The 14,111-nt window shown below is 62.1% G+C and carries 13 protein-coding genes and 2 tRNA genes; 5 read left to right on the top strand and 10 right to left on the bottom strand.

Going from position 1 to position 14,111, the window contains the following annotated elements; translation table 11 throughout:
* Genes FJ543_RS02320 through FJ543_RS02310 form a run of 3 tightly spaced genes read left to right on the top strand, consistent with a single transcriptional unit; the run spans position 1 to position 1,566 of the window.
* A complete protein-coding gene (locus tag FJ543_RS02320) occupies positions 1 to 393 on the top strand; it encodes a VOC family protein (protein WP_140716618.1) in 393 nt (130 codons plus the stop codon).
* A 7-nt stretch (positions 394 to 400) separates the two neighbouring features.
* The gene (xth, locus tag FJ543_RS02315) at positions 401 to 1,198 is read left to right on the top strand and encodes an exodeoxyribonuclease III (protein ID WP_140873614.1); all 798 of its coding nucleotides are present in this window, start codon (positions 401 to 403) and stop codon (positions 1,196 to 1,198) included.
* 50 nt (positions 1,199 to 1,248) lie between these two features.
* The gene (locus tag FJ543_RS02310; protein ID WP_181173900.1) at positions 1,249 to 1,566 is read left to right on the top strand and encodes a hypothetical protein; all 318 of its coding nucleotides are present in this window, start codon (positions 1,249 to 1,251) and stop codon (positions 1,564 to 1,566) included.
* A 23-nt stretch (positions 1,567 to 1,589) separates the two neighbouring features.
* Here the strand turns inward: FJ543_RS02310 and FJ543_RS02305 are convergent, their stop codons facing one another.
* The 8 genes from FJ543_RS02305 to FJ543_RS02270 form a co-directional block, all read right to left on the bottom strand.
* Positions 1,590 to 2,435, bottom strand: a complete 846-nt coding sequence (locus tag FJ543_RS02305; protein WP_181173899.1) for a tetratricopeptide repeat protein — start codon at positions 2,433 to 2,435, stop codon at positions 1,590 to 1,592.
* A complete protein-coding gene (gene ilvD / locus FJ543_RS02300) occupies positions 2,422 to 4,146 on the bottom strand; it encodes a dihydroxy-acid dehydratase (protein WP_140873612.1) in 1,725 nt (574 codons plus the stop codon). The genes FJ543_RS02305 and ilvD overlap by 14 nt, the downstream gene beginning before the upstream one ends.
* 289 nt (positions 4,147 to 4,435) lie before the next feature.
* A complete protein-coding gene (locus FJ543_RS02295) occupies positions 4,436 to 5,659 on the bottom strand; it encodes an OmpP1/FadL family transporter (RefSeq protein ID WP_140873610.1) in 1,224 nt (407 codons plus the stop codon).
* A gap of 359 nt (positions 5,660 to 6,018) precedes the next feature.
* Positions 6,019 to 8,802 (bottom strand): valine--tRNA ligase, encoded by a 2,784-nt coding sequence (locus FJ543_RS02290; protein ID WP_140873608.1) that lies wholly within the window; start codon positions 8,800 to 8,802, stop codon positions 6,019 to 6,021.
* 315 nt (positions 8,803 to 9,117) lie between these two features.
* The gene (locus FJ543_RS02285) at positions 9,118 to 9,942 is read right to left on the bottom strand and encodes a PopZ family protein (protein ID WP_140873606.1); all 825 of its coding nucleotides are present in this window, start codon (positions 9,940 to 9,942) and stop codon (positions 9,118 to 9,120) included.
* A 253-nt stretch (positions 9,943 to 10,195) separates the two neighbouring features.
* Positions 10,196 to 11,581 carry a TolC family outer membrane protein gene (locus FJ543_RS02280; protein ID WP_015317517.1) on the bottom strand — a complete coding sequence of 462 codons (1,386 nt, stop codon included), beginning with the start codon at positions 11,579 to 11,581 and terminating at the stop codon, positions 10,196 to 10,198.
* Positions 11,582 to 11,761: 180 nt separating this feature from the next.
* Positions 11,762 to 12,430, bottom strand: coding sequence for a protein-L-isoaspartate O-methyltransferase (locus tag FJ543_RS02275; protein WP_140873604.1), 669 nt, complete (start codon positions 12,428 to 12,430; stop codon positions 11,762 to 11,764).
* A gap of 90 nt (positions 12,431 to 12,520) precedes the next feature.
* A tRNA-Cys gene (locus FJ543_RS02270) sits at positions 12,521 to 12,594 on the bottom strand.
* Positions 12,595 to 12,812: 218 nt separating this feature from the next.
* Here FJ543_RS02270 and FJ543_RS02265 point away from each other — a divergent pair.
* Positions 12,813 to 13,064 (top strand): hypothetical protein, encoded by a 252-nt coding sequence (locus FJ543_RS02265; protein ID WP_015317515.1) that lies wholly within the window; start codon positions 12,813 to 12,815, stop codon positions 13,062 to 13,064.
* 47 nt (positions 13,065 to 13,111) lie between these two features.
* Here FJ543_RS02265 and FJ543_RS02260 read toward each other — a convergent pair whose 3' ends face one another.
* Positions 13,112 to 13,372, bottom strand: coding sequence for a hypothetical protein (locus tag FJ543_RS02260; RefSeq protein WP_015317514.1), 261 nt, complete (start codon positions 13,370 to 13,372; stop codon positions 13,112 to 13,114).
* Between the two features lie 222 nt (positions 13,373 to 13,594).
* Between FJ543_RS02260 and FJ543_RS02255 the strand changes: the two genes are divergently transcribed.
* Positions 13,595 to 13,669, top strand: a tRNA-Asn gene (locus FJ543_RS02255).
* Between the two features lie 141 nt (positions 13,670 to 13,810).
* Here FJ543_RS02255 and FJ543_RS02250 read toward each other — a convergent pair.
* On the bottom strand, positions 13,811 to 14,110 hold the full coding sequence (locus FJ543_RS02250; RefSeq protein WP_023791605.1) for a DUF982 domain-containing protein: 300 nt from the start codon (positions 14,108 to 14,110) through the stop codon (positions 13,811 to 13,813).
* Between the last annotated feature and the right edge of the window lies 1 nt (position 14,111).

The following is a 14,111-nucleotide window of genomic DNA, read 5'->3' as shown; positions in this document are numbered from 1 at the left end:
ATGCCCGCAACTGGCGCGGTTCGTCAGGTTGCGCTCTCAGCCGGTCGCGACCTCGACGCGACGCTGGCCTTTTGGCGCGACGTCCTCGGCATGAGCATTCATGCCCGCTACGATCCGCCCGGCATCGCCTTCATCATGGCAGGCAATGTCAGGCTGTTGTTCACCGACGGCATCCCGGCCGGCACCCTCTATCTCGACATGTCAGGCCTCGAAGCCTTTTATGCCGAGGCCAAGGCAGCCGGCATTCCCTTCACCGCGCCGCCGGCGCTCGTCCATCGCGACACCGAGGGCCGGTTCGGCCCGGCGGGGGAAAGCGAATGGATGGCCTTTATAAAGGACCCGGCAGGCAATACGATCGGACTCGTTGAACGCCGCCCGCCGCAGGAACAATGAGACCGTCATGAAAATCGTCACCTGGAACATCAACGGCGTGCGCGCCCGCATCGGCAACCTGACCCATTGGCTGACCGAGAGCGCGCCCGACATCGTCTGCCTGCAGGAGATCAAGACGGTCGACGAGCAGTTCCCGCGTGCCGAGATCGAGGCGCTTGGCTATAATGTCGAAACCCATGGCCAGAAGGGCTTCAACGGTGTCGCCCTGCTGTCGAAGCTTCCTTTCGACGAGGTCATCAGGGGCCTGCCGGGCGACGACATCGACGAGCAGGCCCGTTTCATCGAGGGTGTTTTTTCCACCGACAAGGGCGCGCTTCGTGTCGCCTCGCTCTATCTGCCCAACGGCAACCCGATCGATGACGAGAAGAAGTTCCCCTACAAGCTGTCGTGGATGGCGCGGCTGGAGCGGTGGGCGCAGGAGCGCCTGAGGCTGGAAGAGGCGCTGGTGCTGGCCGGCGACTACAATGTCATCCCCGAGCCCATCGACGCGCGGTTTCCGGAGAACTGGCTGGACGACGCGCTGTTCCAGCCGCGGACGCGGCAGGCCTTCCGCCGGCTGCTGAACCTCGGCTTCACCGAAGCGGTGCGCGCGGTCACCGATGCGCCTGATACCTACACGTTCTGGGATTATCAGGCCGGCGCCTGGCAGAAGAACAACGGCATCCGCATCGACCATCTGCTGTTGTCGCCGGAAGCCGCAAACCGGTTCTCATCGGCTTCGATCGAAAAACATGTGCGCGCCTGGGAAAAACCGTCCGATCACGTCCCGGTAGCGATCAACCTCGCGCTGCAGCCGGCCGGATAACCAGAGAAACCCTCATATCGCCACATTCCGACGCATGATGGGAGATCATCATGGCGGCCGGGGTTCCCATGACCATTCGATTTGCTCTTTGTCCGATCGGCTTGGCACTCGCCACGGCCGCGATCGTGCCGGCCTTCGCCGCGCAGGAATGTCTTGCCAATGGAAAATCCTATCCGGTCGGCCAGGTCGCCTGCCTGACGGTCGCCGATCAGAGTCATTTGGCTCGCTGCGACATGGTGCTCAACAACACGTCGTGGACAAAGGTCGGCGATAGCTGCCCCGCAAACACGATGGCGCCGTACCTGCACGTCACGCCGATCTCCACACCCGCGCCAAGCATGGTGCCGACGGAGCCAACCGAAAACTGATTTTCCGGTTCCTCGAAAGAACCTTACTGATCGACGTTGCTGCCCTTGGTCAGGATATCGTCGGCCAGTGAGATCGCGGTGCGACGGTCGGCTTCGCCGGCAGCGGCGAAGGCCTCTTCCTGCATGCCGCGAATCCAGGGCTGATCGGCCGGGGAAGCACGCTCGAGGGCCGCTGTCATCATCGCCAGACCGCGCACGACCTTGCCGCTCTGGAACAACAGATGGCCAAGCGTCGCCTGCGCGCCGGCATGGCCCTTCTCGGCGGCGAGTTGGAACCAGCGCCCGGCCTGCTTGACGCTGGCTTTCACGCCGCCTTCACCCTTCAGGAACATCTGCCCCATCTCGAACTGGGCGTTCGGATTGCGGTAATTGGCGGCGGCGCGCATGTAATATTCCTGCGCCGCCACCTCGTTCTCGCTGACCGGGCTGCCGGGAATGCCCTTGCGCAGATAGTCGCCCAGCGCCACCAGCGCGTCGGAGACGTAGCTTTCTTCCGGAGAGCCGGGCTCGACGTCCTGGTCGACGATCTCCGAGAAGAACTTGAATGCCTCATAATCGTCGCGGGCCACGCCGTCGCCTTCGGCATACATGCGCGCAAGTTTCCAGGTGGCGCCGATCTGGCCGTTTTCGGCGGCGTATTTATAGGCCTCGGCCGCCTGTTCCTTGTGGCCGTTCTTGTAGGCGGAGAAGCCGAACTGGAACACCGCCCAGGGGCTCGACTGCGGCTTCACTCCGGTCTTGTCGTCGAACACCTTGTCGTCGAAAGCCATGGCCTGGCCCACGGCACCAAAGATCGCAACCGCGACCAGTACCGGAAGGACAGATGACCTCAGCAACTCTGGTGTTGTCAACAACTCAGATATCCGCATAGCAGTGTGTTTCTTTCGCACCGCCCGGATGGGTGACCGCGCCATCCCGGGCGGACCCTACCGTCTGTGCGTATTTCCATATCGCGCCCGACTGATAGTCGGTCGTACGCGCCTTCCATGTCTTCGCCCGAGCCGCCAGCTCGCTATCGGACAGCGCCACCTCTATCGTGCCGTTCACCGCGTCGATCGTGATCACGTCGCCATCCCTGACGAGACCAATCGGACCGCCAACGGCCGCTTCTGGCCCGACATGGCCGATGCAGAAGCCGCGTGTGGCGCCCGAGAAGCGACCGTCCGTGATCAGTGCCACCTTGCCGCCCATGCCCTGGCCGTAGAGCGCCGCCGTCGTGGACAGCATCTCGCGCATGCCAGGACCGCCGCGCGGTCCCTCATAGCGGATGACCAGTACCTCGCCTTCCCGGTAGTTGCGATGCGTCACCGCTTCGAAACATTCCTCTTCCGAATCGAAGCAGCGCGCCGGACCGGAGAATTTCAACTCCGCCATGCCCGCGACCTTCACGATCGCGCCTTCGGGGGCAAGGTTTCCCTTCAAGCCCACGACACCGCCGGTTTGGGTAATAGGTCTGTCGGCCGGGCGGACCACATCCTGGTGTTCATTCCAGGCAACGTGCTCCATATTTTCGGCCAAAGTGCGGCCAGTGACCGTCAGGCAATCGCCATGCAGATAGCCATGGTCGAGCAGCGTCTTCATCAGCAGCGGAATGCCGCCAGCCTCGAACATGTCCTTGGCGACATATTTGCCGCCCGGCTTGAGGTCGGCGATGTAAGGCGTCTTCTCGAAGATGCGCGCCACGTCGAACAGGTCGAACTTGATCCCCGCCTCATGCGCGATCGCCGGCAGGTGCAGTGCCGCATTGGTCGAGCCGCCGGTGGCCGAGACCACGGTCGCTGCGTTTTCCAGCGCCTTCAGCGTGACGATGTCGCGCGGGCGGATGTTTTTGGCGATCAGCTCCATGATTTTTTCGCCGGAAGCGAAATTGAAGCGGTCGCGCATTTCGTAGGGCGCGGGCGCGCCGCAGGAATAGGGCAGCGCGAGGCCGATCGCCTCCGCGACCGTGGCCATCGTGTTGGCGGTGAACTGGGCACCGCAGGAGCCGGCCGAGGGACAGGCGGCCTGCTCGATTTCGAGCAGCTCGGCATCGCCGATCGTGCCAACCGAGTGCTGGCCGACAGCCTCGAACACATCCTGCACGGTGATCTGGCGGCCGCGATAGCTGCCGGGCAGGATCGAACCGCCATAGATGAAAATCGACGGCACATTGAGCCGCACCATGGCCATCATCATGCCGGGCAGCGACTTGTCGCAGCCGGCGAGACCGACCAGCGCGTCGTAGCAATGGCCGCGCATGGTGAGCTCGACCGAATCGGCGATGACCTCGCGCGACACCAGCGACGACTTCATGCCCTGGTGGCCCATGGCGATGCCGTCCGTGACGGTGATGGTGCAGAATTCGCGCGGCGTGCCATTGGCGGCGGCCACCCCTTTCTTGACCACCTGCGCCTGGCGCATCAGCGAAATGTTGCAGGGTGCCGCTTCGTTCCAGCAGGAGGCGACGCCGACCAGCGGCTGCGCGATCTCTGCCGCCGAGAGGCCCATGGCATACAGATAGGACCGGTGCGGCGCACGCGCCGGACCGACAGTCACATGGCGGCTAGGGAGCTTAGCCTTTGAGATGACCTTGGCGTCCATTCTCTTCCTTGCCGCGGGCGGTGCGGCCCGTCCCATCGCCGAGCCTTTTGGCGCCGGTCCCGAGACAAGATCGAGGTGCGCCGGGTTTATGGCGGGAAATGGGCAATTTCCTCGACCTGACTTCCAGCGCAGGGGTTGTTCAGAAAGTGTTGCCAAAACGTCACAATCGCACGAGGCGGCCACAGTGCGGCTTATATACAACGCAGCTTGGATGACGGCGCCGCCGATAAACCCGGCTCAAACGAAAAGGCCGGGCAATGCCCGGCCTTTTATTATAGTTTTCAGAGATTTAGAACTTGATCTTGATTCCACCCGATAGCGCCGTGACCAGATCGTTGCCGAAGTCGTAGCTGGCGTCTTCGCCAGCAACGTAGCCGTTCTCTCCAGCCAACGTGCCGGAATGGCCGCTGGTCAGGACGCCAACCGCACCCGCCAGACGTACTTCGACATTAGGCCGAGGCGTATAAGCAACGCCGCCGCCCAGCGTCCAAGTATCGGTCTGCGCGCCGTAACCATGCGAGGTGCCACGATCCCAGGAAAGCTGACCGGCAGCGCTCCACTGATCGTTAAACTTGTGACCGACACCGCCGGTGACGGTCCAGCCGTCGCGATACATCAGGTCGAGTGAGGTGACTGCACCCGGGGAACCGGTAAAGCAAGACGCGGATGGAACAAAACGAGTCGGGCAGATCGGAACGCTTTGCAGCACACTCCAATTGACCCACTTGATCGAGCCGAAGGCAAGCCAGCCGGGTGCGATGCCAGACTGAAGTTTCAACTCCAACGAGTCTGGCATGTATTGCGTCGAGCCATAAATCGGCTCAGACCCAAGTGGCGTCGTGAGTGTGCCGGTGATGTTGTCAAGTTTGACCTGGGAATTGTAGACCAAGCTCGCGCGAAGAGCGATATCGGGGATTTCGTATGCAACGCCGGCTCGCCAGCCCCATCCATTGGCCTCCAGGTCGACGCGGCCAATCGGTGACGGCCCAATTGGATTGAAACCAACCAGGCTCTCCTTGAAGCCTGAAATATCCTGGTAGAACACGCCGCCGATAAAACGGAGTTGGCCCTTGCCGACATCGAACTTGTAGGAGCAGGTACCAGCGTAGTTATTGCTCTTGATATCCGTTTCGACGTTGGAAAACGCGCCATTCCAAGACGTACCAGGCGCTGTGTGGGCACCCCACGGCTGTGAATAGTCGACCATGCAGTCGACTCCCTGCACGACCTGCACCTTCGCCCCGATACGGGGTACCCAATAGCCCTCGGCGCCATCCGCCGTCGAACCGAGAAAATTGAAGCCACCCGGACCCGTCGCATTCTTGTACTTGCGATCCGGCATCACATAGGTCGCTTCGGCTTCAGTCGCGAACGGCGCCGGATCGAACAACAGGTCGATGTCGTAGCCGCCGCGCTCCAGGCCGCCCGCATGCGCCGGATGGATAACCGAGCCCGCCAAAGCCAGCGAAAAGCATCCTGCTCCCAGCAGTGCTTTCAGACGCAAATTGTTCATGGATGTCCTCCCCGAATAACCAGTGCATCAAGCTAGAACCAATTCAGGTTAACGGTGCAACAACGAATTGATGGGCGTACATGTACATGTTCCCGCAACGTATTTTGGACAAAATGCGAGCGGATGCCGCGGCGCCAAAAAAGGGCCTTTGGCGAGGTTTGCCTTTCCCAAAAAAGGAAAAAAACGGCCAGAAAGGCCCAAAAAAAGCCGATTTAAGGGGTCTTCGGCCCCATTGTTACATTATGGCAACAATGGGGCAAAAACTTCCGTTTACGTCAACATTAACGCAACGGAATGCCGATTTTCGAGGCAAAAGACTACCCATTTTAGAGGGTGCTAAAGTCTCGCGAATCTGCCTTTCAGCCGGCGTCACGAACCCTGGTCAACGCCACCGAAAGCTTGTCCTGCGCGGCGCGATATTCGGCGAGCTTTTCCCGCTCGCCTTCGACGATCTCGGCCGGCGCGCTGGCGACGAACTTCTCGTTCGACAGTTTCTTGTGCAGGCGCGCGATTTCCTCGGTGACCTTGGCCAGTTCCTTCTGCAGCCGCGCGGCCTCCGCGGCGAGGTCGATCAGGCTGCCCAGCGGCAGGCAGATCGTCGCCTCGTTGAGCACGATCTGTGCCGACCCCTTGGGTGCCGCATCGGCGAGCGAGATGTCGCCGACACGCGCCAGCCGTTTGATCGCTGACTCCTCGCGAACCAGCCGCTCACGCGTCACATCGTTGGCGCCGACGACCACCAGTGGTGCAATGGCTGCCGGCGGCACGTTCATCTCCGAGCGCACCGAGCGGATGCCGGAGACGAGATCGACCAGCCAGTTGATGTCGCCAGCCGCTTCATGGTCCTCGAAATCCGGCGACGGCCATGCGGCATGGCACAGCAGCGAGCCCCGCTCCCTGCCCTCGCCCGCCGTCTGCGCCCAGAGCTCCTCGGTCATGAACGGCATCATCGGATGCAGGAGCTTGTAGATCTCGTCGAGCACGAAGGCGACGCAGGCGCGGCTTTCGGCCTTGGCGGCCCCGTCCGAGCCCATGAACACCGGCTTCAAGAGTTCCAGATACCAGTCGCAGAACAGGTTCCAGACGAAGCGGTAGGCGGCTCCAGCCGCCTCGTTGAAGCGATACGAGGTGATGCCGTCGGTGACCTCGCGCGCGGCGCGTGTCAGTTCGGTCAGGATCCAGCGGTTGACCGCCAGCTTGGCGTCGTTCAGCCAAAAATCGTCGTTGCGGGCGACCTCATTCATCTCGGCGAAGCGCGTCGCGTTCCACAGCTTGGTACCGAAATTGCGGTAGCCGGCGATACGCGCCGGATCGAGCTTCACGTCGCGCCCCTGTGCCGCCATCACCGTCAGCGTGAAGCGCAGCGCATCGGCGCCATATTCGTCGATCAGGTCGAGCGGATCGATGACGTTGCCTTTCGACTTCGACATCTTGGCCCCGTTCTTGTCGCGCACCAGCGCATGCATATAAACGGTGTGGAACGGCTCCTCGCCCATGAAGTGGAGGCCCATCATCATCATGCGGGCGACCCAGAAGAAGATAAGATCGAAGCCGGTCACCAGCACATCGGTCTGGTAATAAGTCTTCAGCTCCGGCGTCTGCTCCGGCCAGCCTAGCGTCGAGAAAGGCCACAGCGCCGACGAGAACCAGGTGTCGAGCACATCCTCGTCGCGGGTCAGGATCTCGCCCGGCTTGAAGTTCTCGAGCTTGTCCTCGACCCAGGCCTTCCATGGCCCTTCGAGCGCCAGATAATATTCGATGGCGGCGCTCAGCGCCTCTTCCTCGGTCTTCTCGACGAAGACACGTCCATCTGGCCCGTACCAGGCCGGAATCTGGTGACCCCACCAGAGCTGGCGCGAAATACACCAGGGTTCGATCTTCTCCATCCACTGGAAGTAGGTCTTGTCCCAGCTGTTGGGGATTATTTTGGTGCGCCCCTCGCGCACCGAGGCGATCGCCGGCTTGGCGAGTTCCGCCGCGTTGGCGTACCACTGTTCGGTCAGGAACGGTTCGATCGGCACGCCGCCGCGGTCGCCATGCGGCACCGCGTGGCGGTGCGGCTCGACCTTGTCGAGAAAGCCGCCGGCCTCCATCAGGTCGACGATCTTCTTGCGCGCAACGAAACGGTCGAGGCCGTCGAGTTCGTCCCAGACGGCCTGGCGCTCCGGCGTCACCTCGACGCCGGCGAGGAAGTCCTCATTATCCCTGAGCTTGATGGCGGCTTCGACGGTCAGGATGTTGATCGCCGGCAGCTTGTGGCGCTTGCCGACCTCGAAGTCGTTGAAATCATGCGCCGGCGTGATTTTGACCGCTCCGGACCCCTTTTCCGGATCGGAATACTCGTCGGCGACGACAGGAATCTTGCGCCCGACGATCGGCAGGACGACATTCCTGCCGACGAGATGCTGGAACCGGTCGTCCTCTGGATTCACCGCGACAGCCGTGTCGCCCAGCATTGTCTCGGGACGAGTCGTCGCCACGATAACGAAGGTTTTTGGATTCTCGGGATCGAACGTCACGCCTTCGACCGGATAGCGGAAGTGCCAGAGATTGCCGTTGACCTCCTGCTGCTCGACCTCGAGATCGGAGATCGCGGTCAGCAGTTTCGGGTCCCAGTTCACAAGGCGCTTGTCCTTGTAGATCAGCCCTTCCTTGTAGAGCGTGACGAAGACTTCGAGCACGGCCCTGGACAGGCCCTCGTCCATGGTGAAGCGTTCGCGCGACCAGTCGGCGGAAGCGCCGAGACGTTTCAGCTGGTTGAAGATCGCGCCGCCCGATTCGGCCTTCCACTCCCACACTTTCTCGATGAATTCTTCGCGGGTCAGGTCACGGCGGTGGATCTGCTTCTCCATCAATTGCCGCTCGACCACCATCTGCGTGGCGATGCCGGCATGGTCCATGCCGGGCTGCCACAAGACGTTCTTGCCACGCATGCGCTCGAAGCGGACCAGAATGTCCTGCAGCGTGTTGTTGAGCGCATGGCCCATGTGCAGCGAGCCGGTGACGTTGGGCGGCGGAATGACGATGGTGAAGGCCTCGGCCCCCTCCTCCGCCCCAGCGCCGGCGCGAAACGCGTCGGCTTCCTCCCACACCTTGGCGATCTTCGGCTCGACGGTTTTTGCGTCGTAGGTCTTTTCAAGCATGGGAAAACGGTCCGCGCTGTCGGGAATTTTGCTGGTTCGGTGTAAATCGGAAGGTCTTGGCCAAGTCAACCGCGAGGGATGTCCTGAGGCTTCACAAGCAGATAGGCGTCGGCCTATTCATTTCAACGGACGGGCCGTGGGCGTCTTGACGCCAATGGATCGCTGGACCCAGACCCTGGGGCTCGCGCACCTTCATTGTCAGCGACTCCGACGGCAACCTGCTCGCCTTCGCCAGTTCGGCAACCAGTGACTGATCCAGCCACAAAGGAAACGCCGCCTCGGCGGCGGCGTTTCTTCGGGATGCAAGCCTGGACGCTATTGGGCTCCGCGTGCCACGCGCTCGATCTCTTCGCGCACCAGCCTCTCGACCAGCGTCGGCAGATTGTTGTCCAGCCAATCCTGCAGCATCGGCCGCAGCATTTCTTCGGCCATCTCGTCGAATGTCTTCTTGCTGCGGCTGGCAAAGGCGTCGGACAATTCGCCGAAGGCGGCCGCGACCTGGCGGCCGGTATGTTCGGATAGAATCGCGGGACGCACCGCCGGCGTTTCGTTCGCCGCCGCGCGCGCCTCAGCCGTACCCGTTAGAGCATCGCTTGAAGGAGCCCGGTCGATCGCAGGTTCCGCCACCACTGATTTGCTTGCCGAAACCTCCGGCTGTGCCGCTGGCTTGCGGACGCTCCGGTCCGGCATCGCCTTGGCTTGCTCGCCAACCGCCGCGATCTCGCGCCGCCAATCGGCGACGATGGCTTCACTTGTCGCAACCTCCGCGGGAGCCGCTGGCGCGTCGCCGGCAGGCTCGGCGGCAACCCGGGCGCTGACCTCGGCCAGGGTCATCGGCGTCCTGCCCGGAGCCGGATCGGCACGCGGCGGCGCGTCCATGCGCGCAATCGCCGGCTGCGCCTGGATTGTTTCGGTCACAGCGACCGGCTTCCTGACCTCGGGAGCGGCATGCAGTTCGGCGCGGAACGCATCGATGTCGGCGGCCGCGACGGCGCTCGCTGCCGGCTCCAGGTCCTGCTGCAATTCGTCGGCCTCGCCGGGCTGCTTGCGGCCATTGTCGCTGTCTTCGATGATCCTCCTGATGGAAGCCAGTATCTCTTCCATGGAAGGTTCGCGCTGTGCGCTGCTTGCCGTTGCCATCGTCACATCCGCCGCCCTTGTGACCCGTTGCAGATTTTCCGCTCCGGCAAAAGCCGGATTCGAATCATGGCGACAGCGTAACCGACGGATCGCCGCACGAGAATCCCCAATCTGGGGACATGTGGGATTTCAACAGATTAGAGCAAATCCGCCAAAGCCGTGTGACGGTCCCGTCAGCCACCGACCAAGGGACAACGATGGTCCAACGGTGTCGATCGAATCCTAGCCAGAAAACGCCGATCGAGCGAACGGCCTAGCGGCCGTCCGGCGTACGCAGGCCGATCCACTTGTCCTTGACGGCATTGTAGTGCTCTTCGGGCCTGTACTTCGTCACCTGCAGCGCAAGCCGGTCGACAGACAGGCGGCCAATCGCCTGAAGGATGGCATAGCTCGCCACGACAACGTCGTGTTCGGAATTGGCCTGGTTGATCTTGGCGGTAATCACGGTGGCCTGCGCATTGAGTACGTCAAGCGTCGTGCGCTGGCCGACATTGCGTTCCTCGATGACGCCGTTCAGCGCCAATTGTGCGGCGTCGATAACCTGCCTGTTGGCGGATACGCTTTGCTGCGCGGCGGTGTATTGCGACCATGCCGTGGCGATGGCCTGGCGCACCTGGTCGCGGGTAACGTCAACCTGGATGCGTGCTTGCCCCAGCGATTCCTTGTTCTGCCGCACGACCGCCGACGTCCGGCCGCCGGAGTAGATTGGAATGGTCAGCGTCGCGCCGATATTGGCCGAGGTCGAATTGCCGTTGGAACCGGTGATGTCGGGAATGGACTTGCGGTAATCTTCCGAAACGCCGGCCGAAGCTGACAGCTGCGGCAACAGCGCGCCTTCAGCCGATTTGACTGAAAACGCTGCGGCGTCGACCAGATGCTGAGTGGCAAGGATGGCCGGGTGTTCGGCCGAGCCGACGGCGATCGCCGCGTCGAGGCTCGACGGCAGCAACCGGCCCAATGGCGAAGCGGGCCTGAGCTTGCCAGGCTCGTCACCGACGACCTGGTGATAGGTCGCAGCGCTGGCCAGCGCCTGTGCGCGGGCCGCGCTCAGCGATGCCACCGCGGACGCTCGTGAGGCATCGGCCTGCGCGACATCGGTGCGCGTGCCTTCGCCGACTTCGAAGCGCGAGCGCGCGGCGCGCGCCTGCTCGCTCAGGAACTGCAGGTTCTGCTCGGTCAGCACCGCGATCTGCCGGTCGCGAATCACGTCCATATAGGCCATGGCCGCGTTGAACAGCGTGTTTTCCTCGGTATTGCGCAGGCTTTCCACCGACGCCTTGACCTGGGATTCGGCGGCCGCGACATTATTCCTCGTCTGAAACCCGTCGAACAGCGATTGATTGATCTGAATGCCGTAGCTGCCGCTTGTCAGTTTCGAACTGCCGCCGCCATTTGCCCGGCGCGTGTTCGTATAATCAATGTTGGCTGAACCTGTAACCGTCGGGCGCCAGCCCGACTTGGCGATGGCCACACTCTCGTCGGTGACACGCACGCCGGCGCGCGATGCATTCAGCGTGGAATTGTACTGATAGGCTTTTGAAAGCGCGCCGGTGATGGTTTCAGCCGAAGCAGCCAGTGGGGATAGCGCGGTCGCCGAAACAAGGACGGCGGTGAAAAGTGACTTGCGTACTGACGGCACGGTGTATCCCTCATTCGTTTTCCATGGGAACCGCGCCGCGCCGGCTTCTCCTTCCAGAGCAGGCGACGTGGCGTGTTTATGTTCCCTGTCGCTCAGCCCAAAGTGCCCCCAGTCTGGGATCAGCAACGATCGTTCAAATGCAAGCGACCATGACAAGGTCTTTGCTGCAAGGCAAATCATTCAGAATTCGAAAGCATGCTCACGTTCGAACCCGGGTAGTGGCTTAATTGCCGCATTAAACGCCCTTCTCCCGGTTACAACCCCCCCGGCTTTGACAAAAAGTCGCGCCACGCCTGAATTGCCCTGGCCCTCGACCGCCACCAGGCGGCCGCCTTCGGCGAGTTGGTCGAGCAGCGCCGACGGTACTTTACTGACACTGCCGCCGATGAAGATGACCTCGTAAGGCGCCTTCGCGGCATGGCCTTGCGCCAGGGCGCCCTGAACCACGGTCACATTGCCGCAGCCAAGCCCGGACAGGGTCGACGCGGCAGTTTGCGCCAGTGCCGAATCGCTTTCGAGCGCCACGACGGATCTCGCCAGGCGCGACAGGATGGCCGAGGCATAACCGGTGCCGCAACCGACATCGAGCGCCGAGTCGGTCGGGTTGATCTCGGCCAGTTGCATCAGCTTGGCCAGTGGCGAAGCTTCCATCAGGTAACGCGGGCCATCGGCGCTGTCGGCGATGCGGATGTCCTCGTCGATATAGGCCAGATCGCGCTGGCGATCGCCGACGAAGACCTCGCGCGGCACCGAAAGCATCGCGTCGAGCAGCGGCGCGCTGGTCACGTCGGTGGTGCGAATCTGACCATCGACCATCTTGACGCGAAGTTCGGAAAAATCAGCGCTCATGCTCCAACCAATCTGCTTGCCGCGCCAGAATCGCGGTTCATTTCGACCGGAACTTCAGGCTCCGGCGCTGACGCGCTGGAGCCCGGGTATTGGAGGCCTCGCCCGGAATCGAACCGGGGTGCAAGGATTTGCAGTCCTCTGCGTAACCACTCCGCCACGAGGCCTCATTGCTCCCGGCGTTCCACCCGGTTCCAATAGGTTGCGGCGAAAATGCCGTCAAGCGGCCACGCGCATTCCGAAACGGTTTCCTTGCGCCGGCTCCGCGCCCTGTTAGATCGCCGTCAGAGCCGCCCACTCACATTGGCAATTCCGTTAAGCATGGCAAATGATCGAGCGAAACTCCGCGCACCGGCTTGCGTTGAGAAACAGGGAGGACTGCATCATGGCCCTGGCCAAACCGAAGGACGAAACGCACGAAACCGAAAGCGTGCCGCTACTGGGATGCGAGGAATTGGTGCGCTATGCCATCGAGTGCCTGAGAATAGAAGGCACCGGCAGGCTTTCACCCCGCGACCGGGCGCGCCTGGCCTCGGCTTCAGCAGTCCTGAAGGAGATCAGCGAAGATCTGAAGGCAGGCCAGCAACCGAATTCGGAGGAATCCGGCACCAGCACGGAGAAACAGCGCGACGATTGATTCTCGTCGAAGGCGACCGCCATGCGACATGCATCGGTATCGGCCGCTCAATTCGGCCGGCGTCGCCGCTCCCACCAGACGACCAGGCGGCGCCGGTGGCGGCGCACCATGGCAATTTCGTAGGAGAGCACTAGCAATCCGAGCGGCACCATCCAGAAGCCGAGGATCGGCAAGAACCCGAGGATGCCGCCAAGGGTCAATAGCACGCCGATCGTGATTCTGAGGCCGCGCGACTGCGGCATGGTGAATTCACGCCCGAACACCGAGATCTTTCTTGCGGGTATCGGGTTTTCGTCCGCTGCCGTCATCGTGAAGAACTGCCTGTGTTAGGGCTCGACAATCTCATTTTACGAAAGCCGCGACCGCCCTTTCGGTTCCGCGCTCGTCGCCAAGACGGCTAATATGAGGGTGGGCAAGGCCGATTGCGAGAAACGCCTGAGCGAAAAAGTCTCGGAAAAATGCGAAATGCTTCTTTGCAAAGCCGAAACGGGTTTGCTATAGGCTGCGCCACTTGCTCAAAGAGCCTCCGTTCCCCGGTAGCTCAGTGGTAGAGCAACCGGCTGTTAACCGGTTGGTCGCTGGTTCGAATCCGGCCCGGGGAGCCAATTTCTCAAAAGACCTCTCTGCCTGCCATCGTCGGCACCACGCGACATAGTGGGGTTTGCCGTGGCTGTGACCCGTCCTGCTCACCCGTATGGGACTGCGGGCAGCGACACCTCTAGGCAGTGCCGCTGCCGTTGTCGCAGCTAGGCGGCCACCCCACCGCGGCCAGATTTGGTGCCGCTCATCCAGGGCAGCGGAGCAAGCGGCTCCTGCAGCATCTTGACGGATCTCGCGAACCCAGCGACGGCATCGCGCGCGACCGACAGTGGTATCTGGCCATCGTAAGCACGCTGGCAAGCCCGGAACGCCGTTTCGAAAATCGGGCCTCGACGCTCCCGCGGCCACTCATCCAGGAAATCGAACGCATCCTCAAGGCTTCCTATTTCTTGGATGAACTGGCCATCCTTGACCAGCACCGGTCGATCGAACGTCCTGTCGCTCATA

The sequence above is a fragment of the Mesorhizobium sp. B2-5-7 genome (assembly GCF_006440875.1).
GTDB classification, from domain to species: Bacteria; Pseudomonadota; Alphaproteobacteria; order Rhizobiales; family Rhizobiaceae; genus Mesorhizobium; species Mesorhizobium australicum.
Note: the sequence above shows the minus strand (reverse complement) of the source record. Positions and strands in the feature narration are given on the sequence as shown.